The sequence below is a fragment of the Vibrio sp. THAF190c genome (assembly GCF_009363355.1).
Taxonomy (GTDB): domain Bacteria; phylum Pseudomonadota; class Gammaproteobacteria; order Enterobacterales; family Vibrionaceae; genus Vibrio; species Vibrio fortis_A.
Genome location: NZ_CP045338.1, coordinates 1,535,650 through 1,561,380 on the forward strand (window position 1 = coordinate 1,535,650; position 25,731 = coordinate 1,561,380).

Genomic DNA, 25,731 nt, shown 5'->3' on the forward strand with positions numbered 1-25,731 from the left:
CTGAGATGGTGAACAAACGTTAGGCGTGAGATTGCACACTGCCGTAGAGTGTTTGATACAGTCCTTGTTGTTCAACCAATTCACCATGTGTACCTGTTTGTGTTACTTGCCCGTCTTCTAATAGATAGATGAGGTCAGCTTGTTTTACCGCTGAAAGTCGGTGCGCAACAATTAATGTTGTGCGGTCTTTCAAAAATTCACTCAACGCTTTGTGTAGCGCGGCTTCCGTTGCAGTATCTAGAGCAGACGTCGCTTCGTCGAGGATAACAAACTTAGGATTACTCAACACCATGCGAGCGATAGCTAAACGCTGTCTTTGACCGCCAGATAGACGAACCCCGTTCTTACCAATTTGTGTATCTAGACCATCACTTAACTGCGAAATGACGTCTTGCATTTGAGCAATATCTAGAGCACGCCACAACGACATTTCGTCGTAATCAGCACCAAGGGTTAGATTATGCCTTAATGTATCGTTGAAAAGTATAGGTTGTTGTAAAACAACGGCTATTTGATTGCGAATTACATCGAAGCTGATGTCGTCGGTTGTCTCACCGTTGTATTTTATGTGGCCCGACTCTGCGCGATAAACACCAATCAGTAGTTGAATTAACGTGGATTTACCGCCACCACTTGCACCCACCAGCGCCACTTTCTTCCCTGCTGGAATAGAAAGTGAAAGTTGGTTTAAAACAGTGTTTTCTAAAGTGTAAGAGAATGTAACATTTTCAATATCAACTGACACTTCTTTATTTTCAGAGAATGGATTCACTTTACTGATAGGGCGGTGCTCTTCCTCAAGTGTAAGCAGGTCATTGATACGCTTTAATGCCGCCTTCGCGCTGTACCAAGAAAACTGAATACCCAGTAGTTCTTGCACTGGGCCTAACATAAACCAAAGGTAACCAAATACCGCAAAGATTTGACCAATGGTCAAGTCGCTAAATAGCACCATTAACATCGCTACAGCTCTAAACAGTTCAAAGCCGAGTAAGAATAGAAGAAATGATAGGCGACCAGCGGCTTCAGACTGCCAAGCGTACTTGTCGGCATCGATACGAACTTGGTCCGCTTGTTGTTTAAGTTCGTCTAAGAAGATACGTTCTTTATTGGCTGCTCTTAGTTGATAAATACCGTCGAGCGTCTCGACCAAGCGGTTCTGAAAGCGCTCAAAGGACTGGTTTTCATGTTTCTTAAGGTGTTTAACCTTACTTCCGAGTTTTCGAGAGAAGTAAATCACCACAGGGTTCACTAACAAGATGAACAAACCCAAGCGCCACTCTAACCAGAGCAACACAATTGAAGTCCCTAGCACGGTGAGAAAACTGATCAGAAACTTAGACAGTGTTGAACCAATGAATTTATCGATGGTCTCTATGTCAGTGATTAAGTGAGCATTGATACCGCCGCTCCCTTTTGTTTCGTACTGTCTGATACTAATGCGCCCAAGCTTGTCGATCATCTTGCTACGCATTTGGTAGGTGATGGTTTTCGATACTAGGGTAAATTGGCGCCCCTGCAGGATGTTAAGCCCTTGGCTGACCGTACGCATTACAACAACCAAAAGCAGAGTCAGTGCAATGTAGCCTGTGGGCGTTTGCATTGAATCTGGTAGTAGATGATTCATCATCTCTAAGCCAGAGGCGGGCTTGTCGAGCAGTACTTCATCAACCATCAACGGCATTAATAGAGGAATAGGGACGCTGATAAGCGTAGCGAGAATGGCAATAATGTTGGCAAACACCAGCTTGGACTTGTGTTTTTTTATTTGAGTCACCAGCCAAGAGCGGCTGATAGTGTCATCTGAATTGGTCATTGTAATGAGAATAAGTCCTATTTGGGTTGGTGGCCGCATTCTACTGCGTTCTCTTAATAATGGAAGTCTCAATTTAATTGGAAGTTAATATGAAAATAGAACATTACCATCGCTTAACCAAACAAGCCGTCGCTTTAATCGAATCAGAAACCGATATGATCGCAAATTTGTCAAATATCAGTGCATTACTGTCGATGGAACTTGACGATCTTAACTGGGCAGGCTTTTACTTAATGAAAGGCGATGAGTTGGTTCTTGGTCCATTTCAAGGTAAACCTGCGTGTGTTCGTATTCCAGTTGGCCGTGGCGTGTGTGGAACGGCAGTGGCAACAAATTCTGTACAACGTATATACGACGTACATGAGTTCGAAGGTCACATCGCTTGCGATGCAGCTAGTAACTCAGAGATCGTGATTCCGTTCTCGATCAGTGGTGAAATTGCTGGCGTGCTTGATATCGATAGCCCAAATGTTGGCCGATTTAGCGAAATTGATGAGGAAGGATTGGTATTTTTCATGGCAGAAGTGGAAAAGCTGCTTAATTCGCATACGAACAAGGCATAAATTATTCTCTTACTGTGGTTTTTCCCAAGCATCTCTCTATAATACGTAAAAATATTTTCTTAATGCTCGCGGAAAACCGCAAAAACCAGGAACCCTCATGGAAAACACTGAAAAGTTAAAAAACAGCAAAGAAGTTATCGCATATATTGCTGAATGTTTCCCTAAATGCTTTACTCTAGAAGGTGAAGCAAAACCACTTAAAATTGGTATTTTTCAAGATCTTGCTGAACGTCTAAGTGAAGACGAGAAAGTAAGCAAGACTCAGCTACGTGCAGCGTTAAGACAGTACACTTCATCATGGCGTTACCTGCACGGCGTAAAAGCTGGTGCAGAGCGTGTTGACCTAGATGGCAACGCATGTGGTGTTCTAGAAGAAGAGCACGTAGAGCACGCTAAAGCGACTCTTGCAGAAAGCAAAGCAAAAGTTCAAGCTCGTCGTAAAGAGCAAGCGCAAAAAGCTCGCGAAGAGAACAAAGCAAAACCTAAGGCGAAGAAAGCTCAACAGCCTCGTCGTCAAGCACCAAAAGCTCCAAAAGTAGAAAAGCCTGTTGAAACACGCGCTCTAAATGCTGACGAATTCGTTACTGGCAAAGAAGTGAATGTGAACATGGGTAAAGGAAACATGGCTGCGACCATTGTTGAAATCAATAAGGAAGATGTACGTGTTCAGTTAGCAAACGGCCTACAAATGGTTGTTAAAGCGGAGCACTTGCGCGCTTAAAGGAGATACTCCTACGCATGAAATGCCGTTCAAAATTGACACTGATTGCTGCTAGCTTTTGGCTAGCAGCTTCAGCTCAGGCTCTAGAAGCCAAACTCGATCAGGATGATTTACCTCTACTCGCTCCTGAAGTCCAACATGAAACCGCGAGTAAACGTGTAACTTCTCGTTTCACGCGCTCTCACTACAAACACTTCAATCTCAACGACGATTTCTCTCAAGCTATCTTTAATCGTTATCTAGAGATGCTCGACTATAACCGCAATATCTTCACACAAGCGGATATCGACTCGTTTACTTCTAAAGCCATTCAACTTGATGACCAATTGAAAGCCGGTAATAACCAGATCGCTTTTGATGTGTACAACCTCTCAATGCAAAAGCGCTTTGAACGTTTTCAATATGCGTTATCTTTGCTAGATGAAGAGATCAAGTTTGATGTCGACGAAAGCATTGAACTCGACCGTAGTGAAGCGGCTTGGCCTAAAGATACTGCCGAAGTGAATGAGCTTTGGCGCAAACGTGTTAAATACGATGCGTTAAATCTCAAGCTGACGGGTAAAGAGTGGCCTGAAATTCAAGAAGTTTTGGAAAAGCGTTACAACAATGCGATGAAGCGAATTACGCAATCGCACAACGAAGATGCTTTCCAGATCTACATGAATGCATTCGCTCGAGAAGTTGACCCTCACACTAGCTACTTGTCACCACGCAACGCCGAGCAGTTCCAATCAGAAATGAATCTTTCATTAGAAGGTATTGGTGCTGTGTTACAAATGACCGATGACTACACGGTTATTCGTTCATTAGTGGCTGGTGGTCCTGCGTCTAACAGTAAACAGCTGGGCGAGGGGGATCGCATTGTTGGTGTCGGTCAAGATGGCGAAGAAATCGTTGATGTTATTGGTTGGCGCTTGGATGACGTTGTTCAATTAATCAAAGGTCCAAAAGGAACCAAGGTTAAACTTCAGATCCTGCCTGATGGCAAAGATGCAAAAAGTCACGTTGTCACAATTGTTCGCGATAAGATTCGTCTAGAAGACCGAGCCGTTAAGTCTGAAGTGATTGAGAAAGATGGTAAGAAGATTGGTGTGCTTGAAGTACCGAGCTTCTACGTTGGTCTTTCAAAAGATACTGATAAACTGATTACAGACCTTAAGAAGCAAGGTGTCGACGGTATTATTGTTGATCTTCGTAACAACGGTGGTGGCGCCCTGACCGAGGCAACGGCACTTTCTGGTCTGTTCATTAAAGAAGGCCCTGTCGTTCAAGTTCGTGATAGCTATGGTCGTGTCAAAGTGAATAGTGATACCGATGGTGAAATCAGCTATCAAGGTCCACTGACCGTTTTGATTAATCGATACAGTGCATCGGCATCAGAAATCTTCGCTGCAGCAATGCAAGATTATGGTCGAGCAATCATTTTGGGTGAGAACTCGTTTGGTAAGGGTACGGTACAACAACACCGTTCATTGAATCATATCTACGATTTATTCGATAAAGAGTTAGGTTATGTTCAATATACCATTCAAAAGTTCTACCGAATCAATGGTGGTAGTACACAGAACAAAGGTGTTGTACCAGATATCGCTTATCCGACGCCAGTCGATCCTGCTGAAACAGGTGAGAGTGTAGAAGATAATGCGCTACCGTGGGACAGTATCGACAAAGCAAAATACTCTGTGTTACAGCGTAACGATGAGCAAATCGCGAAGTTAACGACGCAGCATCAAGCTCGTATTGCTCAAGATATGGAGTTCGGATTTATCGCTCAAGATATTGAAAAATACAAAGCAGATAAAGACGACAACATGCTTTCTCTTAACGAGAAAATGAGACAAGAAGAGACAGATACAGCAGAAGCGCTTCGTTTAGAACGTATCAACCTGCGTCAAAAAGCTAACGGTGAAGAAGCCTTTAAGACACTCGATGATGTGCCTAAAGACTATGAAGCTCCTGATGCTTATCTCGACGAGTCGGTTGCGATCATGCTAGATATGCTTAAGAAGTAGTTCTTAATGAATGATTAAAAGCGAGCCTTGTGCTCGCTTTTTTATTGTCTGTTGTTTGCGAGTGATTCGCGCTTTCTACTCCTAAGATGACAATAATGTTACTTCGTAAGTAAAATTTAGTGATTTGGATCATATTTTTCGCTTTATATGAATAACGTGCCTAAGCTTAAAGAAACATAAGGGGGCGCGTATGAAATGGATACTTCTGACATTATCTTGTCTATCATTTATCGCTACAGCTGGTGAAGGTGCTGCACCGGTACCAAATGAGCCAACCCAACCAGCTAAGAGTGACAGTAATCTGTCGCACTTCGATCTTCCACTTTTGCTGGGCGACTGGTATTTACTAAACCCTAATCCTGAAGATGGCACTGAAGATTTCCGAGCGATTAAGCTCACCCTAGATTCCAATTACACGTTTAGCATCGATATTCAAAAGAGAGATTTTAGTGTCGATCACTGGGAAGGAATGTATAACGCTAACGGCGATACCATCATTCTTGGTCTAAACACCTCTGAACCTCAGGTTTACTCTTATAGCAGTAATCATAATATGTTGAACCTCAACGGCGTTCTTTTCACCAAAGCGTTACCCAATGCGCTTGCTGGGATCTGGTCGAGTGCAGAGCTTTCAGGCAGTGATTTAAGAGCAAGCAACATCCAGAAAATGGATCTAGTGCTGCAGCCTGATTTCATTTTTATGTTCCGAGTGTCTGATGAATCGGGCGGGGAGATTGTTCAGCGTGGTGTTTACTATACCGAAGGTGATCAATTGGTTCTTCTATATGAAGATGGTGAGCATGGTACGCGTTATACACTGAACAGTGACGTATTGACGTTAGAAGGCGAAGAGAGTGACATGTATGCCGTGCTTAACAGGATTCGTTAACGCGCTGTTTCCAAAGAGGTTGTGTTAGTTTGTTACTCTTACTGATTGATGGAAAATAGTAACGTCGCCCCCAATCACAGTGATAAATAACATTTCTGGTTAAAAAACTAGCAAATATAAGAGGCATTTATACCAAATGCCTCTTTTTGTTCATCTAGCCCTTGTGTTCTGACCAAACTGCCTTTAGATATATACAGTTATTTCAAATTTACGCATAACGATCAAAAGGAACAAGTCATGGCACATACCCCTCAGGCCAAGTATCGTAAAGATTATCAATCACCTTCTCATAGTATCTCTGAGATAGACCTAACATTTGACCTATATGACACGGCTTCTATCGTGACCGCCGTTTCTAAGGTGAAGCAAGAAAAGGAAAGCTCAACGTTGGTATTGGATGGTGAAGGCTTGAAGCTGGTATCTGTGTCGGTTAATGGCGCAGAGTGGAATCAGTACGAGCAATCTGAAACGCAACTAACATTGAAAGAACTTCCGCAAGAGTTTGATCTAACAGTTGTGACGGAAGTGAACCCGGAAGGTAACAGCGCTTTAGAAGGCTTATATAAGTCTGGTGGCGCTTTCTGTACTCAGTGTGAAGCGGAAGGTTTCCGTCGTATTACTTATTACATGGATCGCCCTGATGTATTGGCTAAGTTCACTACGACAGTCATCGCTGACAAAGCGGAAAACCCATTCCTATTGAGCAATGGTAACCGTATCGATGAAGGCGAATTAGAGAATGGCCGTCATTGGGTTAAGTGGGAAGACCCGCATCCAAAACCAGCGTATCTGTTCGCATTGGTTGCAGGTGACTTTGATGTACTGCGTGACAAATACACGACTCAATCTGGCCGCAATGTCGATTTAGAAATCTTTGTTGATAAAGGTAACCTAGATCGCGCAAATCACGCGATGGTGTCGCTAGTAAATTCGATGAAGTGGGATGAAGAGCGCTTCGATTTAGAATACGACCTAGATATTTACATGATCGTAGCGGTTGATTTCTTCAACATGGGTGCGATGGAAAACAAAGGTCTTAACGTATTCAACTCTAAGTTTGTTTTGGCTAATGACCAAACAGCAACGGATACAGATTATCTAGGTATCGAGGCAGTAATCGGCCACGAGTACTTCCACAACTGGACCGGTAACCGCGTTACTTGTCGCGACTGGTTCCAATTAAGCCTGAAAGAAGGTCTAACTGTATTCCGCGACCAAGAATTCTCTTCTGATCTAGGTTCAAGAGCGGTAAACCGAATCAATAATGTTCGTATTATTCGTGGTCCTCAGTTCGCAGAAGATGCGAGCCCAATGTCTCATCCAATCCGTCCTGAGAAAGTGATCGAAATGAATAACTTCTACACTTTGACGGTTTACGAGAAAGGCAGTGAAGTCATTCGTATGATCCACACTTTGCTGGGTGAAGAGGGCTTCCAAAAAGGTATGAAGCTTTACTTTGAGCGTCATGATGGCACAGCAGCGACTTGTGAAGATTTCGTGGCAGCAATGGAAGATGCATCAGGCATCGACCTGACTCAGTTCCGTTTATGGTACAGCCAATCGGGTACACCTACTTTATCGGTAGAAAGTCACTACGATGCAGAAGCTAAACAGTTCACGTTGAAAACAAGCCAACGCACTGAGCCAACACACGAGCAATCTGAAAAACAAGCGCTACACATTCCTTTCGACATCGAACTCTACACATCGAAAGGCGATGTGATTGAGTTACAATGTAACGGTGAGCGAGTAGGCAATGTGTTAGATGTCAAAGAAGCGGAGCAAACCTTCGTATTTGATAACGTTCAAGAGCAACCAATTCCATCTCTACTGCGTGAGTTCTCTGCTCCTGTGAAACTGGAATATGATTATTCAGACGAAGAACTTATCTTCTTGATGGTTCACGCTCGCAATGAATTTTCTCGTTGGGATGCAGGCCAGATGCTATTGGCAAAATACATCCGCAGTAATGTAGCGAATGTACAGCAAGGTAAAGAGTTTGAGCTGTCTTCTTCGGTCGTTGATGCGTTCCGTGGAGTACTACTGAGTGAAACTCTTGAACCAGCGTTTATTGCTGAGATGCTATCACTACCAAGCCACAATGAAGTGTCGGGCTGGTATGAGCGTGTCGATATCGATGCAATTGCATCTGTACTGAAATCAATGAAAGTAACACTGGCTACAGAGCTGCAAGATGAACTGGCTGCTGTATACCATAGCCATGCGCTAAAAGAGTACACCATCGATCATGACTCAATTGGTAAGCGTACATTGCGTAAAGTTTGCTTGAGCTACCTAGCACACACAGAACTTGGTAATGACCTGGCGGTTGAGATGTACGAATATGCGAATAATATGACAGATACGATGGCAGCAATGGGTGCGGCGAACAGTGCGCAGCTTGCGTGTCGTGAAACGCTAATGGCTGACTACAGCGATAAGTGGAAGCACGACGGTTTGGTCATGGACAAATGGTTTGCACTACAAGGTACCAACCCAAGTAGCGATGCGCTAGAAGTGATCAAAGCATCTATGTCTCATCAAGCATTTAGCTTAAAGAACCCGAACCGTACACGTAACTTGGTTGGCTCATTCCTGAACATGAACCCGGTTCAGTTCCATGACAAGTCGGGTAAGGGCTATGAGTTTGCGGGTGAGATCCTGCGTGAGCTAAACAGCACCAACCCGCAAGTAGCTTCTCGACTAATTGACCCACTACTTAAATTCCGTAAATACGACGAAGAGCGCCAAGCGTTGATCAAAGCGGAACTTGAGACGTTAAAGTCGATGGACAATCTTGCAAAAGACCTGTTTGAGAAAGTGACGAAAGCGCTCGAGGCGTAATCTAGGTCGTGATTCTCTGATAACTTTAGCGAGATTATCTTCTAACTATACAGTGAAAAGCGATATAGTCAGATAATGTTTAAATTTAAGCCAGTAATGCATTTGTATTGCTGGCTTTTTAATCAAAAGTGCCGATTTTTCGGAATACTGTTTATTTATACAGGTTTTGTATGAACAGCTACCATTTCAGACTCAACATTACTTATCAGCAATTTTTGGCGAATTATTCGGGGGCCGCAAGTAACGTACATGTTATTACGACGACGGGTTTAAGGCTCCAATTACCTGCAACTCGATTCAGACCATTTCTTACACAAATAGGGGTGAAAGGGCTGTTTAGACTAACAACTGACCAAAATAATAAGTTTATTAAGTTAGAAGCTCTGTAAGCCTCGCCATAACTAGAGAGTTAAAAGGAATCTTAATCACATAATCAAAAATTTCACCTCCTACCAGCCCGAAAATTATTAACTATTTTTCAATAATGCTTTTACAATAAATGGATGCATTACCTTTGCTTAACTCGCTTGTGAAACCAGAGGTTTAGAGCCCTGTTTTCGAGCGAGCTGAGTGATCCCCCTAATAATAAAATACAATTTTAATTGTGGAGTGTGACTATGACCGCACGTGAAACTGTGGTTCCAGTTTTGCTTGAAAAAGTGTACAAACTGATTCAAGACAAACTAGACCTTGCTCATCGACCTCTAGTAACTCAACTTGCTCAACACATGTTTAGTAATGTTTCTCACGACGACCTTATCCAGAGAAACGAATCCGATTTATATGGTGCTGTAGTTAGCTTATGGCATCACATCAATGAGAAGAAAGCCGACGATATCTCTGTGCGAGTATTCAACCCGACGGTTAGTCGCCAGGGTTGGCAATCAACGCACACGATTGTTGAAATTGTGGTGCCAGACAGCCCATTTCTTGTCGACTCGGTAAAAATGGCACTAACACGCCTTGATCTCTCTTCGCACTTAATGCTCCACAACCCAACTCAAATTCTTCGTTCAGACAAAGGCGATGTCGTCGGTGTTAGCGCTAACGAAGGTGTTTTCCAGTCACTGTTCCATATTGAGGTTGACCGCTTAAGCAGCAAAGCTGAGATGACTCAACTGAAAGAAGAATTACTGGCGATCTTCCGCGATACTGGTCTGGTTGTTAATGACTGGATGAAAATGGTTGAGCGACTACAAACGGTTACAGACCAAGTTGAAGCGCAAAAAGATTCTATTCCAGTTGACGAAAAACGTTTCGAAGAGACCGTTGCGTTTTTGCGTTGGCTAGGTGAGCACAACTTCACTTTCATGGGATACAAAGAGTACGACCTAGTATCTGTAGATGGCGATACAGTTCTAAAACCAACGGAAGAGCAAGGCCTTGGTTTATTCGCGAACTCAAATCGTGTTCGTGATGTAAAACTGTCTGAATTCTCTGATTCGGCAAGACTAGAAGCGAAGAAGCCTTACGTTCTTATTCTAACGAAAGGTAATACAGCGTCACGCATCCACCGTCCAGCATATACCGATTACATCGGTATCAAGAAGTTTGATGAGAACGGTAAAGTGATCGGTGAGCACCGTTTCACAGGTCTTTACACATCTGCAGTTTATAACCACACAGTAGAAACGATCCCACTCGTGCGCGAGAAGGTAGAGCGTATTCTTGAAGCAAGTGGTTACCGTGAAGGTTCATACTCTTACAAAGCACTGCATAACATTCTTGAGAACTACCCACGCGACGAACTTCTTCAAGCTCGTGAAGAAGAGTTGTTAGAAGTTGGTACTGGTGTCGTACAGATGCAAGATCGCGATCTACTGCGTCTGTTTGTTCGCAAAGACCCGTTCGGCCGCTTCTTTAGCTGTATGGTTTATGTGACGAAAGACCGATACAACACTGAATTGCGTCGTCAAACTCAACGTATTCTTAAGCAGTACTTTGGTTGTGAGCAAGAAGTGGAGTTCACGACTTATTTCTCTGAAAGTCCACTGGCTAGAACGCATTACATTGTTCGTGTTGATAATAACAACATGGACGTTGACGTTAAGACAATCGAGCAGAATTTAATGGAAGTATCATCGACTTGGGATGACCGCCTATCGGAGTCAATCATTGCAAACTTTGGTGAGAGCAAGGGACTTCCTCTGTCGAAAGAGTACATGCGTGCATTCCCACGTTCATACAAAGAAGACATGATGCCAGGCTCTGCGGTTGCAGACATTGAGCGCTTGGAAGCTCTGACTGAAGAAAACAAGCTGGGCATGTTGTTCTACCGACCACAAGAAGAGGCAGCGGACTCGAAAGCCGTTCGACTGAAGCTTTTCTACCACAGTGATGAGCCAATCCATCTTTCAGATGTTATGCCTATGTTGGAAAATCTAGGTCTTCGCGTGATTGGTGAGTCACCTTATGAAGTTCGTAAGACGAATGGCGTTACATACTGGATCCTTGATTTCTCAATGCTGCATAAGAGCGAAGAGACGATTGATCTTCGTGAAGCGCGTGATCTTTTCCAACAAGCATTCGCTGCTATCTGGGCTGGTGAGCTAGAGAGTGATGGTTTCAACCGTCTAGTACTGGGTGCTGGTCTTTCAGGCCGTGAAATCTCGATCCTTCGTGCGTATGCTCGTTACATGCGTCAAGTCGGCTTCCCATTCAGTCAGCAGTACATTGAAGAAACACTGTCGCATTATCCTGAACTTGCAAAAGGTCTGGTTAAGCTTTTTGCTAAGCGTTTTGATCCTAAACACAAGGGGAGCGCGAAAGGTCAACAAGATCTTATCAACACAATCACTGAGCAGTTAGATCATGTAGAGAGCTTGGATGATGATCGTATCATTCGTCGTTACATGGAAATGATCAGTGCAACGCTTCGTACTAACTACTACCAAGTAGACGAGAACAAGCAAGCGAAACCATGGCTAGCACTTAAGATGAAGCCAAGCGAGATTCCTGATATCCCGGCACCAGTTCCGGCATTTGAGATCTTCGTTTACGCACCAGACATTGAAGGTGTTCACCTACGTGGCGGTAAAGTCGCTCGTGGTGGTCTTCGTTGGTCAGATCGTCAAGAAGATTTCCGTACCGAGATTCTTGGTCTAGTTAAAGCGCAACAAGTTAAGAACACGGTAATTGTTCCTGTTGGCGCGAAAGGTGGTTTCGTATGTAAGCGTCAGCACACGATGACTGGCCGTGACGAAATCTTTGCTGAAGGTCAACGTTGTTACAAACGCTTCATTCGCGCATTACTGGATGTATCCGATAACATCATCGAAGGTGAAGTAATTCCACCTAAGAGTGTTGTTCGTCATGATGAAGATGATCCGTACTTGGTTGTTGCAGCGGATAAAGGTACCGCAACCTTCTCAGATCTAGCGAACTCAGTATCTGCTGAATACAACTTCTGGCTAGGTGATGCATTCGCATCGGGCGGTTCTAACGGTTACGACCACAAAGCGATGGGTATCACTGCGAAAGGTGGTTGGGAATCGGTTAAGCGTCACTTCCGTGAGATGGGCATCGACTGTCAAACCACAGACTTCACTGCAATTGGTGTAGGTGATATGGCGGGTGACGTATTTGGTAACGGTATGCTGCTATCTAAGCACATTCGTCTGCAAGCTGCGTTTAACCACATGCACATCTTCATCGACCCGAATCCAGAATCTGCGAGCAGCTGGGAAGAGCGTAATCGCCTATTCAATCTGCCACGTTCTAGCTGGGAAGATTACAACAAAGAGCTGATTTCTAAGGGTGGCGGTATTTTCTCTCGTCGTTCTAAGTCAATTGCTCTGACACCTGAAATCCAAAAGATGCTTGGTACTAAGAAAGCATCTCTAGCGCCAAATGATTTGATCAAGATGATCTTGTCTATGAAGGTGGATCTACTTTGGAATGGCGGTATCGGTACTTATGTGAAATCTTCAAATGAGACTCACACTGATGTAGGTGACCGTGCAAACGACGTGTTACGTATCGATGGCCGTGACCTACAAGCGAAAGTTGTTGGTGAAGGTGGTAACTTAGGTATGACTCAGCTGGGGCGTATTGAGTATGGTCTAGCTGGTGGTCGCGTAAATACTGACTTTGTTGATAACGTTGGTGGTGTTGACTGCTCGGATAACGAAGTAAACATTAAGATCTTCTTGAATGGTCTAGTATCCAATGGTGATCTAACAGTTAAGCAGCGTAACCAGGTGCTAGAGTCGATGGAAGATGAAGTCGGCGAGATTGTGTTGGATGATGCTTACTGCCAAGCTGAGTCTATCTCTGTAACCGAGCACCAAGGTGTGAGCCTAGTGAAAGAGCAAATTCGCTTTATTCACACTATGGAGAAAGCGGGTTACCTAGATCGTGGTCTAGAGTACATTCCAGATGATGAGACACTGCTTGAGCGTGAGAAGCAGGGTAATGCACTAACACGTCCTGAACTATCTGTACTTATTGCATACGCTAAGATGGTACTGAAAGAAGATCTTGTTTGTGATGAGATTGCGAACGATGAGTTCCATGCGCAGCAACTGATCCAGTACTTCCCAACTGAGTTACGCCGTAACTATGTGCAGCACATGGATAGCCATCCGCTACGCGCTGAGATCATTGCAACAGCACTGGCTAACCAAATGGTTAACGAAATGGGCTGTAACTTCGTGACTCGTCTTCAAGAAGAGACGGGCGCAGACATCGTTGATATCGCTAATGCTTACACAGCATCACGTGAGATCTACGGTTTTGGTGATGTGCTTAAGCGTATTCGTGCCCTAGATAACGTGGCTTCCTCTGACGCGCAATACGATCTTATTTTCCACGTTCGTCGTGCGATGCGTCGTATCAGCCGTTGGTTGTTAAGAAACCGTCCTGGCAAACAGTCTGTGACTGCACTGATTGAGCTCTACCGTGAAGATGTGAATGCGATTACTAAGGTTCTTGATGAAACGCTAGTAGCTGCAGAAGTTGAAGAGCACAACTCAGTTGCTAAGGTTTGGGTAGAACAAGGTGTTGAAGAAGAGTTAGCAAACTCGGTAGCGCGTTTGTCTAGCCTGTACTCGGCACTGGATATATCTACAGTAGCTCGTGAAACGGGTAAAACAGTTGAGCAAGCGTCTAAACTGTACTTTAACCTTGGTGACCGTCTATCACTGCACTGGTTCTTGAAACAGATCAATAGCCAAGCAGTAGACAATAACTGGCAAGCACTGGCTCGTGCTGCATTCCGTGAAGATCTTGATTGGCAGCAACGTCAACTAACCGGTCAAGTTCTAACATGTGGCTGTGCAGCGGACCTTGATGTGATTAAGGCACTGGATGATTGGATGGAAAGTAATGCAGTATCACTGCATCGCTGGGAAAGCATCCTAAACGAGTTTAAAGTCGGCTCAGTTCATGAGTTTGCTAAGTTCTCAGTAGCTTTACGTGAACTTATGCTTCTTAATCTAAACTGTATGTCGAAAGACCAATAAGGTTTAGGTAACTTAAGTACCGATATGAAGTGGCAGCCGAGTGGGGCTGCCATTTTTTATGCGTCAAAATAGGGCGAGATTGTTAATTACTTTAAGTTCCAAGCAGATAGACGATAACGTTTGCCTAATTATTGACGAACTTTGTTAAGAATTCGAATTATCTTACCCTTACTGGTAGTAATAGATTGAATTGTTGGGTAAATAAGTAAATAATATCGCCCCGTTTACACGGGGCTTTTTTCTATCGGAGGCACAATGCTTTACCGTCTAGCCAGAACTGGCTTTTTCCAACTTGATGCCGAAAAGGCACATGATCTTGCAATTCAAAACTTCAAGCGTTTCACTGGCACTCCTGTCGATCTGCTTTACCGTCAACAGTTACCGCATCGCCCTGTAGAGGTGATGGGGCTAACGTTTAAAAACCCAGTTGGTCTTGCTGCTGGCTTAGATAAGAACGGCGAGTGTATTGATGCATTCGGTGCAATGGGCTTCGGCTTTGTTGAAGTAGGTACTGTTACTCCACGCCCTCAAGCGGGTAATGACAAACCTCGTCTTTTCCGTCTTGTTGAAGCGGAAGGCATTATCAACCGTATGGGTTTCAACAACCTTGGTGTCGATAACCTAATCGAGAATGTTAAGAGATCAAACTACGATGGCATTCTTGGTATCAACATCGGTAAGAACAAAGATACTCCAATTGAGAAGGGCGCTGAAGATTACCTAATCTGTATGGAAAAGGTTTATCAGTACGCAGGCTACATTGCTGTAAACATCTCTTCACCAAATACTCCGGGACTTCGTTCTCTACAATACGGTGAAGCACTAGATGAGCTTCTAGCTGAGCTAAAAACTAAGCAAGCTGAGTTAGAACAGAAACACGGTAAGTATGTCCCACTTGCACTTAAGATCGCACCGGATCTAAGTGATGATGAAATCAGCCAAATCTGTGAATCATTGATCAAAAATAAGATCGATGGTGTGATCGCAACCAACACAACACTAGATCGTTCAATCGTTGAAGGTATGAAGCATGCTGACGAAGCTGGTGGCCTAAGCGGTCGCCCAGTTCAATCTCGCAGCACTGAAGTCGTTCGTAAGCTTCACGAAGAGCTAGGCGACAAGCTACCTATCATTGGTGTAGGCGGTGTTGACTCGTACGTGGCAGCAAAAGAGAAAATGATGGCGGGTGCTAAACTTGTTCAAGTTTACTCAGGTTTCATTTACAAAGGTCCAAGTCTAGTGAGTGATATTGTTAAAAACCTATAATGTTAGGGACGATCTTGAACGTCACGTTATAAGTTGATAGATATCACTAAAAGATACACTGTAACTCGCTGAGTTTTAGAGAAAAGAGGAATTTCATTTCCTCTTTTTTTTTGCCTATTGCTCAGTAAAATTACTGCATTGAAGGGTAATTTTGCGTTTTACCTAATGGAATGCTTCAACAGTGTGAGACGAAACGATGCTTAAACCTAGTGATACATGGAGTTGGTACTACGATGAACAGCAATGTTCATTAATGCTAAATCTGGGGGAGGATATGATTTTCAAAACTAACCTCGTCCGTAACAAGCTGGTGGATTGTGCATTTAAAGAGAACGAATTCACTGTTGATGATGCTTCTTCCTACCAGACCTTCAAAGAACAGATCTCCGGGCTAGAGCTTTCTGAGCCTCGTCAAGCAGAGCTGGCACTTTACTGTGTTGCTGCAAAGCGCTTCCATAAACCTGTTCAGCCGAAAAGTTGGTTTTTTGAGTCTCAGATTCAAGGCCATGAATGCCCAGAAGAGGGCGACATTGTACGTATGAATAACCAGTACAGTTTAGGTTACTTCATTGTGCTAGAGGTTGGAGAGAACGCGAGTTTATGTGCTTCAGTAGACCTTGATGAATTTAATCTAACCTCATCAAAAGCACTTCAGTTTGGTGATTCCATTAAAGTGATGCACGATAGAATGGTAGACGCAAATGCTATCCTGCATCATCACCGCCACATAGCGATGGTAGGTTAGTCAAAAACAACGCTCTCACACTTAAGAAAATCGACCCCAGGGTCGATTTTTTTATACCTGAAATTCAGTAATCCAACCAAATGACCCATAGATAATTTGTTTATGAGGTGCTTTTTTACACAACCAAAGCTTATTTTTTCAACTTAATTTCAACACATCTCTGAGCCGATTTCTGGAAATAGGCCTGCAAAATTCCCTGTTTAAGCGGTTTTGTAACCGAGTTACACCTCTAAATTTAATTTGGTATATACCAGAATTAAGCGGAATAATAATTCACAAAGCTATATTCGAGTGAATATTTAGTGCATAGAGTCTGTTATAAGGTTGTTTTTTGAGCGCAAGGTATATCTTGGCTTAGAGAGTTAGCGACTGCTTCGCTCAATGAACATTTGCTGAGCAATTAGGTAGAAGAATCAATGAAAAGATGTGTTTAGAGTGACGCTTATTGACTCAAATAAGGTATAATCGAGCTCATTTTTACCAATAAAAGAACACTATGAATCAATATCTAGCGGTTACCTCAAACGGCCTTGAGAATTTATTAGTTGAAGAACTAACCCAACTAGGGATTACAAACGCAAAACCTGTTCAAGCAGGTGTTAAATTCAAAGCGACGAATGAGCAGATTTATCGTTGTTGTTTGTGGAGTCGTTTGGCTTCAAGATTTGTACGTGTGCTTTCTGAGTTCACCTGTCAAGATGACATGGACCTGTACCTTTCTACGACGGCAGTAAACTGGGTAAATCAATTCCACAGCTCTAAGCGTTTTGTGGTTGATTTCAACGGTACTAACCGTGAGATTCGTAACAGCCAATATGGTGCGATGAAGGTTAAAGATGCGGTTGTCGACTGCTTCGAAAAGAAATCTTTACCTCGTCCAAATATCAGCAAAGAGAACCCAGATATCCGTATCCATGTTCGTCTGCACCGCGATAAAGCGATCTTGGGTGTTGATATGGTTGGTAGCGGTCTTCACCAACGTGGCTATCGTCCAGAGTCTGGTCGTGCACCTCTACGTGAGACTTTAGCTGCAGCAATCCTGCTACGTAGTGGTTGGGATGCGACAAAACCATTCTTAGATCCAATGTGTGGTTCGGGTACGTTAGTTATCGAAGCGGCAATGATGGCAGCGAATATGGCGCCAGGCGTTAAACGTCAGAAGTGGGGCTTCCAAGCTCTGGAAGACTTTGATGCTGAACTATGGGCGGAAATCAAATCAGAAGCCAATGTTCAAGCTCGTCGCGGTTTGAAAAAAGTAGAGTGTAAGTTCTACGGCTATGATAACGATGCACGTGTTTTGAAAACAGCGCGTGATAACGCGCGCCGTGCTGGCGTTGAAGAATTAATCGAATTCGAATTGGGTGATGCGGCGCTAGTGAAACGTCCTGCTGAGTTTGATAACGGTGTTATTGTATCGAACCCACCATATGGTGAACGTCTAGGTACAGAACCGGGCCTTATCGCACTGTACACAGCATTTGGTGCTCAATTGAAATCAGAGTTTGGCGGTTGCAATGCGTCAATCTTCTCTAGTTCTGATGAACTGCTAAGCTGTCTGCGTATGCGTGCTGACAAACAGTTCAAATTGAACAATGGTGCGTTACCGTGTCACCAAAAGAACTACTCAATCTCTGATCGTCCTATGTCAGAGCGTCCTTCTGAGCAGCAAGAACAACAAATCGCCCCAGATTTTGCTAACCGTTTGAAAAAGAACATTGGCAAAATTGGTAAATGGGCTAAGAAAGAGCAACTTGACTGCTACCGTATCTACGACGCAGACCTTCCAGAATACAACGTTGCTATCGACGTTTATCCGGGTCACCTTGTGATTCAAGAGTATGCAGCACCGAAGAACGTTCCTGAAGAGAAGGCGAAACGCCGCCTAACAGACATCATTCGCGCATCTATTCAGGTAACAGGCGTAGAAGCGAACAATGTCGTTCTTAAAGTGCGTCAGAAGCAGAAAGGGTCTTCTCAATATCAGAAGTTATCTCAAGACTCTTCGAATCTAGAAGTAAACGAATATGGCGTGAAGCTGATCGTAAACCTTCATGATTACCTAGACACGGGTCTGTTCTTGGACCACAAATTAACACGTCGACGCATTGGTGAGATGGCTGCGGGTAAAGATTTCTTGAACCTGTTCGCTTACACCGGCTCTGCAACAGTTCATGCTGCGGTTGGTGGTGCTCGCACGACTAAGACTGTCGATATGTCGAATACCTACCTAGAGTGGGCAAAAGAAAACATGGAGCTTAACGGTCGAGTAGGCCGCCAACACCAATTTGTTCAAGCTGATTGTCTACAATGGCTAGCAAAAGAGAATGGTAACTACGATCTTATCTTTATTGATCCACCAACGTTCTCTAACTCTAAGCGTATGGAACAGACATTCGATGTACAGCGTGACCACCTTCAGTTGATGGAGAATCTAAAACGCATTCTTCGTGATGAAGGTACGATTGTGTTCTCGAACAACAAACGTCACTTTAAGATGGATCTAGAAGGCTTAGAGGCTTTAGGCCTTAAAGCACAGAACATTTCTGGTAAGACATTACCTCTAGATTTCTCACGTAATAAGCACATCCATAACTGTTGGGTTATTACTCATAAGTAATATGTGTGCACGCATAAGGATAGATAAGTGCTGACACTATACAGTACTGAAGGGTGCCATCTATGTGAGATGGCATTTGAACTTACGGAACAGTTAAACATTAGCCAGCACGTTCAAGTGGTTGATATTGCTTTTGATGATGAGTTATTTTCCCGTTACGGGGTCACTATTCCCGTACTCAAATACGAAAGCTCCGACGGCAATATTAGTACAGAACTGAACTGGCCCTTTGGCTTGTTAGAATTAAACGATTGGTTAAGAAAGAATGGCATTACTTACAATTCATAATGGTCAGTTAGCATTTGGCGATCACCCATTATTAGATCGTGCAGACTTCGCTTTGCAAGAAAATGAGCGTGTTTGTTTGGTAGGCCGTAATGGCGCTGGTAAGTCAACCTTAATGAAGGTTCTTGCTGGTGAGATCATTATGGATGACGGTAAGATGCAAGTGACACAAGATGTTGTTGTATCGCGCTTAGAACAAGATCCTCCTCGTAATGAAGAGGGAACGGTTTATGAGTATGTTTCTGGTGGCTTAGCGGAAATTGGTAAGAAGCTAAAGATCTACCATGATCTATTGGATCTTATTGGGGAAGATCCAAGTGAGAAGAACATTAACCGTTTAGCTCGTGTTCAAGAAGAGTTGGATCATGCGAACGCATGGCGCTTTGATGATCGCGTTAACAATGTTCTTGGGGCTTTGAAACTGTCTCCAAACACTAAGTTAACCGATTTGTCAGGTGGCTGGCAGCGTAAAGCGGCTTTGGCTCGTGCGCTTGTATGCGACCCTGACGTATTACTTCTTGATGAGCCGACTAACCACCTAGATGTAACAACGATTGAGTGGCTAGAAGGTTTCTTAAAAGACTTCCGTGGTTCTATTATCTTTATCTCTCACGACCGTGCATTCATTAAGTCAATGGCGACTCGTATCGTTGATCTAGATCGTGGGCAGTTGAGCTCGTTCCCTGGTGATTACGACAACTACCTTGTAGAGAAAGAAGAAGCGCTTCGTGTTGAAGAGATGCAAAATGCTGAGTTCGACAAAAAGCTTGCTCAAGAAGAAGTCTGGATTCGTCAAGGCATTAAGGCTCGTCGTACTCGTAACGAAGGCCGCGTACGTGCACTTAAAAAGCTCCGTGAAGAGCGCAAGAATCGCCGTGAAGTGCAGGGTAAAGCCGTTATTCAAATCGATGATGCACAGCGTTCTGGTAAGATTGTATTCGAAGCAGAGAACCTGAACTTTGGCTTTGAAGGCAAAGAGATCGTGAAAGATTTCAGCTTCAACATTATGCGTGGTGACCGCATCGCACTGATTGGTCCTAATGGTTGTGGTAAGAGTACAGTCCTTAAACTTCTATTAGACCAGCTTAAGCCTGATTCTGGTCGTCTGCATTGTGGTACTAAACTCGAAGTGGCTTACTTCGACCAATACCGCGAGATTTTAGATCCAGAGAAGTCGGTTATTGATAACCTTGCAGACGGTAAGCAGGAAGTGATGGTCGGTGGTCGAGAACGACATGCTCTGAGCTACTTACAAGATTTCTTATTCTCACCTAAACGCGCACGCACGCCGGTTAAAGCTCTTTCTGGTGGTGAGAAGAACCGACTGTTGCTTGCTCGTATTTTCCTTAAATCGAACAACTTGTTGATTCTTGATGAACCAACTAACGATTTAGATATCGAAACTTTGGAACTTTTAGAGGATTTGCTTGCCAACTATCAGGGGACGCTTCTTTTAGTAAGCCACGACCGTCAGTTCGTAGATAACACGGTTATGACAAGCTGGATCTTTGAAGGAAATGGCGTTATTGAAGAATTTGTTGGTGGCTATCACGACGCTCAACAACAACGAGCACAAGTTCTTCAGTCGCGTCAGGTTGAAAAGCCATCAAAGAAAGCAAAAGTAGTTGAGGAAACTCCCAAAACTGCGCCAGCTAAGGCTAAACCTAAGAAGTTATCGTATAAGCTACAGCGAGAGCTTGAAGCGTTACCTATGCGTTTAGAGGAATTGGAAGCCCAAATTGAAACTCTTCAGGAAGAAGTGAATGAACCTAACTTCTTCTCAAAACCTGTAGAGCAGACACAACCAGTTTTAGATAAGCTATCTGCTGCAGAGCAGGAGCTAGAAGTTGCTTTTGAGCGTTGGGAAGAGCTCGAGGCACTACAACAGGAAAGTTAAGAAGTAATAATGAGTAGTACGAATTTTAAGTTAACGACAATTGCAGCCTTGGTATTGGCTGCAACGAACGCTAACGCTGCCTTATACCAAGTCGTTGAGGTAGAGAAACCTGCAGCGATTACGAACGCAACTGAAACTTTCGGTGTTGCTATTCAACCTGGTAGTGCGACGGATGGGTCTAATGAACTTGCTATGGGTTGTTTCGATTCTAACGCGATAAACTGTGCAACCGGTTCGTTTAAGTTAGCGGGCGAAACACGCAATACGGTTGAAGGTGTTAGCTATCGTGAAGAAGTGCCTTTTGCGATGGATGCTGCGTTTCAATATATCCAAGAGTTTAACGACTTTGAGAGCTACTGCTTTCGTGAATTAAGATATTCAACTTGTGAAAGCTGGGCCTTACAGCGCTGGAATACCTGGAAGTTAGAAATCAATGATCTAACACATGTCAATGCTCAGGCATTCGTAGAAGGCGGCGCGTCTTCTATAAGTACATATAATGTTGTCATTAACGGCCTGGATAGCGCTGCTGCACCTATTGGTATCGAGTCAAATGGTAATGATATTCGCAACAACGCGGTGACTACTGTTCCTGTAATTGCAGCTTCAGAGTCTCGCGCTTGGGGCGCTAAAACACTTAGTGACGGTACTGTTGTCAACTACGGCAGTATATCTGTAGATCAGCCGAATACAGGAACGTCTACGATTACGTTTAGCTCTAAGGCAGCAATCTGGGATGCTGGCAATGTTCAGCAACTTACATGGATCCAAGGCGATATTCCTCAGACAGGGGATTACTTTGCTCAAGGTAGTATGCGTGGACTCGCCGAGAAAGACGGTAAGTTATACGGAGTCGGCTTTGACACAGTTAATGGTAGTGGCGATCTACAAGACATGAACGCTAGTGTGTTCATAAGCAATGGCATTGATCTGTCTTCGGCTACTTGGGAAACGAAGCAAGTTTCTGGTGCTCAAGTAAATTCAGGATCTTCTAATGATGATGCTGTTTACAGTAATTCGGTTGTGGCCGATATAAATGATAATCTTCTAGCTGTTGGCTATGCAAAACGTAATGGCTATGTGCCAGAAAGTGGTTCAGCCGCAAACAAAGCATTTGTTGTTGATAACATCGCTTCTGGTTCTCCTTCTGCAAACTTTACATTACAGAGCTCTTTGTTCTTCACTGGTGCAGGTTCGGAAGCTAAAGCGCTTAACAACTTTAATGAGTTTGTTGGCCAAGTTGACGCCGATACTATTCGAGAAGTCGATGGTAGCGAGCGTCGCCATCGTGGTTTTATTTACCCGTATCAAGCAGACGGTACAGACCCTTCGAGAATCGCATTATTCGATAGCAAAGCTTGGTGGTTAGACGACCTGACCAACGGTGCTAATGCTGATGGTCAAGATTTCTCAGACCAGAATAACTTTTTCCGTATCATCGATGCATCAGATATCAATGACGCAGGTGTTATTTCAGCAACGGCTATCAAATGTACAGTGAATGGCGTGGCACAACAGTATGACACAACGTCGCATAACTCATACTGTGGAAATGCATCATCTGATGCAGTAGAGGAAGTTGTCGCTGTAAAACTGGTTCCAATTTCTGGTGCAACGTCTGCTGATATACAAGCGCGTGGAACTGATTCTCAGAATGTTGAACGTCAAGGCGCGGGCCTGGGTGTTTTCGCTTTGACACTGCTTGGTTTCCTCGGGTTCCGTAGAAAATTTAAATAATTTTAGCTCTTGAGCCCAAGTTCACAGTTCTGAACTTGGGCTTTTTTTCGCCTTGAGAAAAGTAGGATCTTGGTTAATTCTTAAAGTTGGAGTCACAGAAACTCCACGATGTTGTAATCATTATATGTTTAGAAATGGACACCCGTATGAGGACTGCACTATGAAGAGACAAAAGCGTGATCGCCTAGAACGAGCACAATCTCAAGGCTACAAGGCTGGTTTAAATGGAAGGTCGCAAGAAGCTTGCCCGTATAGCCAAATGGATTCTCGGTCGTATTGGCTAGGTGGTTGGCGTGATGCCAAAGATGACAAACAAGCAGGTCTCTATAAGTAATAGGACAAACGTCAAGGATTTCAAAGGCTCCGATTTTCGGGGCCTTGTTATTTTTGGGAACGAGAAGCTGGTGGAGGGGGCAACTTTAATGGTTACAGCAAATAACCAACCATTTAATGCACTATAACTAATATGTTTGGCACAAAAGAAAAGCTGCAATTAGCAGCTTTATCTTAAGAATTCTTTTAGAAAGAAGACGTATCTTGGAAAAGGCCAACTTTAAGGTCTTTTGCAACGTAGATTTCCTTACCATCTACAAGAACGCGACCATCTGCTAAGCCCATGACTAGCTTACGGTTAACGACACGTTTCATGTGGATCTCGTACGTTACTTTTTTCGCAGTTGGTAGGATTTGACCAGTGAATTTCACTTCACCTACACCTAGAGCACGGCCTTTACCTTCGCCGCCAACCCAGCCTAGGAAGAAGCCAACTAGTTGCCACATTGCGTCTAGACCTAGACAACCAGGCATTACAGGGTCACCTGGGAAGTGACAATCAAAGAACCATAGGTCTGGAGTAATATCTAACTCAGCAAGGATTAGACCTTTACCAAAATCACCCTCAGTTTCTGACATCTTAGTGATGCGATCCATCATCAACATGTTTGGTGCTGGAAGTTGAGGGCCTTGTGGCCATAGTTCGCCTTGGCTTGATGCTAGAAGCTCTTCGCGAGTGTAAGAATCACGTTTGTTTTGCATTATCAATTTACTCCAATTTTTGATAGGTGCATATTAGTGAACAGGTGTACGCTAAACAAGTCCGATCAGTACTAGACAAACCAGTTTTTGATGCGTTCCACAATTCCTGGCGGATGTTCATGTCTTTCAAAGTTTTCAATACGTTCCGCGATTTTGCTAAGAACGCTTTCTTGCTCTTCGTCTCTAAATGGTTTGTTCATGATAAGAGGAATTGCTTCGTCTACATTTGATACAGACCAGATATGAAATTGTCCATTTTTGATGCTTTCTACGACATCGGGTTGAAGCGCTAAATGCTTCAAGTTTGTATGCGGTAGAATAACACCTTGCTCGCCTGTTAGCCCTTGATGTTTACAGACGTGATAGAAGCCTTCGATCTTTTCATTCAAGCCACCAACCGCTTGTACGCGCCCAAATTGGTCCACGGCACCGGTAACCGCGATGTGTTGATTAATCGGGTACTCAGAAAGTGCACTAACCAGTGAACATAGCTCCGCAAGCGAGGCGCTATCACCATCAACTTCACAGTAAGACTGTTCGAATACTACCGAGGCCGAGTATGGCAGAGGATCTTCAAGATTCAGCGAGGCACTCACAAACGCTTGCATGATCATCATACCTTTAGCGTGAAGATTACCACCGAGTTCAGCTTTACGTTCCACGTCTGAGATATCGCCGTCACCAAAATGAATAACACACGAAATACGAGCAGGCTCACCATAAGAGATAGGGTGTCCAGGGACGTCAATAACGGTTAAACCATTAACTTGGCCAACTTGCTCACCTTGAGTTTCAATGATCACTTGTCCATCAAGGATATCGTCTAAAGCTCGCTCAGGTAGATAAGACTCACGTTGGTATTTGTGTGATAAGGCTTGCTCGATATGAATACTATTGATTTCAGTGTTGTTTGATTCAATAGCTGCTTCACTAAGCAAAGTGTTGTGCCAAATTGGACACAAAGGGGTATATGTTTGATCTTCAGCTTCCCTAGCACCAGCGCAAAGTAAGGCTGTAACAGCTTCTACATTAAGCTCTGGTAACTGATAGCGTTGTTGTAGCCATTTTAGATAGCCTAAATATTCAACCAAACTCTCTTGGTCTAACTTAAGATCTTGTTCAATCTCACTAAAAAGGCAAAAGCCGCTGCGGATGTCGCTGTCTAAATAATCAAGGTCGCCCATTTGGCCACGATCACCAACTATGATGAGCTTGATGTTATATGTACGAGGTAGCTGTGGTGCACATAGATGATCTGGGTTGCTTCTGATTGGTTCAATCTCATCGCCTAATAAGGCAGATTTAAGTAATAGCCAGCTTCCTGGGTTCGCGAGGATAAGATTCGCAGATACAATAAGAAATCCATTGTCGGCTTTAGAAAGCAGGCCGTGCTTGGTTGCAATTACGTGTCCATCTTTTGACTCAACTTGATCGAACAGTGCTTCTGCATTAAGTGACTCTGTTCTGATTACAGGGTGATTATCGTCTGAAGTAGAGAGACTCAATGATTCAATGATAAGTTGACGATAGATGGCATTATCAGGTGCGTTGACGAGTAACACGCGTGATAGGCTAGACAAGCGCACAAAGCGAGTTAAGGCGTCACGGAATCTATGCTGAATCTGAGTAAATGAAAAGGGCGTTAGGTTAGGGTATTGCTCTAACTGATGTGCGTATTCATCATATTGTGGCGTAACATGTCGCCAGTCTACTTGAGTCATTGAATCTACTAAAAATGGTAAAGAGACAGGGAGTATATAGAAAAACGACAATGCCTAATAGAAGTATCTGTTTAATCGCAATAAACCAAGCAATATAAGTATGATCTTGGTCTATTCTTTT

17 protein-coding genes are annotated in these 25,731 nt (G+C 43.7%); 14 read left to right on the plus strand and 3 right to left on the minus strand.

The window, feature by feature from the left end; all coding sequences use genetic code 11:
• Positions 1-19 precede the first annotated feature (19 nt).
• Entirely contained in the window at positions 20-1,816 is a 1,797-nt protein-coding gene (locus tag FIV04_RS06745; protein ID WP_152468648.1) for an ABC transporter ATP-binding protein, read from the minus strand.
• A gap of 89 nt (positions 1,817-1,905) precedes the next feature.
• Between FIV04_RS06745 and FIV04_RS06750 the strand changes: the two genes are divergently transcribed.
• The 14 genes from FIV04_RS06750 (at position 1,906) to rmf (ending at position 23,188) form a co-directional block, all read left to right on the plus strand.
• Complete coding sequence (locus FIV04_RS06750; RefSeq protein ID WP_152468649.1) at positions 1,906-2,379, plus strand: GAF domain-containing protein; 474 nt, start codon at positions 1,906-1,908, stop codon at positions 2,377-2,379.
• A 97-nt stretch (positions 2,380-2,476) separates the two neighbouring features.
• A complete protein-coding gene (gene proQ, locus FIV04_RS06755; RefSeq protein WP_032549122.1) occupies positions 2,477-3,100 on the plus strand; it encodes an RNA chaperone ProQ in 624 nt (207 codons plus the stop codon).
• A 17-nt stretch (positions 3,101-3,117) separates the two neighbouring features.
• Positions 3,118-5,112, plus strand: a complete 1,995-nt coding sequence (gene prc / locus FIV04_RS06760) for a carboxy terminal-processing peptidase (protein WP_150872348.1) — start codon at positions 3,118-3,120, stop codon at positions 5,110-5,112.
• A gap of 190 nt (positions 5,113-5,302) precedes the next feature.
• Positions 5,303-6,001, plus strand: coding sequence for a hypothetical protein (locus FIV04_RS06765; RefSeq protein WP_152468650.1), 699 nt, complete (start codon positions 5,303-5,305; stop codon positions 5,999-6,001).
• Positions 6,002-6,238: 237 nt separating this feature from the next.
• Positions 6,239-8,845: an aminopeptidase N gene (gene pepN, locus FIV04_RS06770; protein WP_152468651.1), complete on the plus strand. Its 2,607-nt coding sequence runs from the start codon at positions 6,239-6,241 to the stop codon at positions 8,843-8,845.
• Positions 8,846-9,015: 170 nt separating this feature from the next.
• A complete protein-coding gene (locus FIV04_RS06775) occupies positions 9,016-9,234 on the plus strand; it encodes a DUF2835 domain-containing protein (RefSeq protein ID WP_084181798.1) in 219 nt (72 codons plus the stop codon).
• Between the two features lie 228 nt (positions 9,235-9,462).
• Positions 9,463-14,307 (plus strand): NAD-glutamate dehydrogenase, encoded by a 4,845-nt coding sequence (locus FIV04_RS06780; protein ID WP_152468652.1) that lies wholly within the window; start codon positions 9,463-9,465, stop codon positions 14,305-14,307.
• A gap of 255 nt (positions 14,308-14,562) precedes the next feature.
• A complete protein-coding gene (gene pyrD / locus FIV04_RS06785; protein WP_032549116.1) occupies positions 14,563-15,573 on the plus strand; it encodes a quinone-dependent dihydroorotate dehydrogenase in 1,011 nt (336 codons plus the stop codon).
• A gap of 196 nt (positions 15,574-15,769) precedes the next feature.
• Positions 15,770-16,318, plus strand: a complete 549-nt coding sequence (locus FIV04_RS06790; RefSeq protein WP_032549115.1) for a cell division protein ZapC — start codon at positions 15,770-15,772, stop codon at positions 16,316-16,318.
• A 496-nt stretch (positions 16,319-16,814) separates the two neighbouring features.
• Complete coding sequence (rlmKL, locus tag FIV04_RS06795; protein WP_152468653.1) at positions 16,815-18,935, plus strand: bifunctional 23S rRNA (guanine(2069)-N(7))-methyltransferase RlmK/23S rRNA (guanine(2445)-N(2))-methyltransferase RlmL; 2,121 nt, start codon at positions 16,815-16,817, stop codon at positions 18,933-18,935.
• 69 nt (positions 18,936-19,004) lie between these two features.
• Entirely contained in the window at positions 19,005-19,223 is a 219-nt protein-coding gene (locus FIV04_RS06800) for a glutaredoxin family protein (protein ID WP_032549112.1), read from the plus strand.
• On the plus strand, positions 19,201-21,117 hold the full coding sequence (locus FIV04_RS06805) for an ABC transporter ATP-binding protein (protein WP_152468654.1): 1,917 nt from the start codon (positions 19,201-19,203) through the stop codon (positions 21,115-21,117). The genes FIV04_RS06800 and FIV04_RS06805 overlap by 23 nt, the downstream gene beginning before the upstream one ends.
• Positions 21,118-21,126: 9 nt before the next feature.
• Entirely contained in the window at positions 21,127-22,854 is a 1,728-nt protein-coding gene (locus FIV04_RS06810; RefSeq protein WP_152468655.1) for a DUF3466 family protein, read from the plus strand.
• A 160-nt stretch (positions 22,855-23,014) separates the two neighbouring features.
• Positions 23,015-23,188, plus strand: coding sequence for a ribosome modulation factor (gene rmf / locus FIV04_RS06815; RefSeq protein ID WP_084181794.1), 174 nt, complete (start codon positions 23,015-23,017; stop codon positions 23,186-23,188).
• Between the two features lie 185 nt (positions 23,189-23,373).
• On the opposite strand, the gene fabA is transcribed toward rmf, so the two are convergent.
• Positions 23,374-23,889, minus strand: a complete 516-nt coding sequence (gene fabA / locus FIV04_RS06820; protein ID WP_032549106.1) for a bifunctional 3-hydroxydecanoyl-ACP dehydratase/trans-2-decenoyl-ACP isomerase — start codon at positions 23,887-23,889, stop codon at positions 23,374-23,376.
• A 71-nt stretch (positions 23,890-23,960) separates the two neighbouring features.
• On the minus strand, positions 23,961-25,610 hold the full coding sequence (locus FIV04_RS06825) for a Lon protease family protein (RefSeq protein WP_152468656.1): 1,650 nt from the start codon (positions 25,608-25,610) through the stop codon (positions 23,961-23,963).
• Positions 25,611-25,731 lie beyond the last annotated feature (121 nt).

What these genes read in the sequence shown, in the direction of transcription:
- FIV04_RS06790 (WP_032549115.1), top strand. Translation starts at nt 15,770, where the DNA reads ATGCTTAAACCTAGTGATACATGGAGTTGGTACTACGATGAACAGCAA.
- pepN (WP_152468651.1), top strand. Translation starts at nt 6,239, where the DNA reads ATGGCACATACCCCTCAGGCCAAGTATCGTAAAGATTATCAATCACCT.
- FIV04_RS06750 (WP_152468649.1), top strand. Translation starts at nt 1,906, where the DNA reads ATGAAAATAGAACATTACCATCGCTTAACCAAACAAGCCGTCGCTTTA.
- FIV04_RS06775 (WP_084181798.1), top strand. Translation starts at nt 9,016, where the DNA reads ATGAACAGCTACCATTTCAGACTCAACATTACTTATCAGCAATTTTTG.
- FIV04_RS06805 (WP_152468654.1), top strand. Translation starts at nt 19,201, where the DNA reads ATGGCATTACTTACAATTCATAATGGTCAGTTAGCATTTGGCGATCAC.
- FIV04_RS06745 (WP_152468648.1), bottom strand. Translation starts at nt 1,816, where the DNA reads ATGACCAATTCAGATGACACTATCAGCCGCTCTTGGCTGGTGACTCAA.
- rlmKL (WP_152468653.1), top strand. Translation starts at nt 16,815, where the DNA reads ATGAATCAATATCTAGCGGTTACCTCAAACGGCCTTGAGAATTTATTA.
- prc (WP_150872348.1), top strand. Translation starts at nt 3,118, where the DNA reads ATGAAATGCCGTTCAAAATTGACACTGATTGCTGCTAGCTTTTGGCTA.
- FIV04_RS06810 (WP_152468655.1), top strand. Translation starts at nt 21,127, where the DNA reads ATGAGTAGTACGAATTTTAAGTTAACGACAATTGCAGCCTTGGTATTG.
- FIV04_RS06780 (WP_152468652.1), top strand. Translation starts at nt 9,463, where the DNA reads ATGACCGCACGTGAAACTGTGGTTCCAGTTTTGCTTGAAAAAGTGTAC.
- fabA (WP_032549106.1), bottom strand. Translation starts at nt 23,889, where the DNA reads ATGCAAAACAAACGTGATTCTTACACTCGCGAAGAGCTTCTAGCATCA.
- FIV04_RS06765 (WP_152468650.1), top strand. Translation starts at nt 5,303, where the DNA reads ATGAAATGGATACTTCTGACATTATCTTGTCTATCATTTATCGCTACA.
- pyrD (WP_032549116.1), top strand. Translation starts at nt 14,563, where the DNA reads ATGCTTTACCGTCTAGCCAGAACTGGCTTTTTCCAACTTGATGCCGAA.
- FIV04_RS06825 (WP_152468656.1), bottom strand. Translation starts at nt 25,610, where the DNA reads ATGACTCAAGTAGACTGGCGACATGTTACGCCACAATATGATGAATAC.
- FIV04_RS06800 (WP_032549112.1), top strand. Translation starts at nt 19,005, where the DNA reads ATGGCATTTGAACTTACGGAACAGTTAAACATTAGCCAGCACGTTCAA.
- proQ (WP_032549122.1), top strand. Translation starts at nt 2,477, where the DNA reads ATGGAAAACACTGAAAAGTTAAAAAACAGCAAAGAAGTTATCGCATAT.
- rmf (WP_084181794.1), top strand. Translation starts at nt 23,015, where the DNA reads ATGAAGAGACAAAAGCGTGATCGCCTAGAACGAGCACAATCTCAAGGC.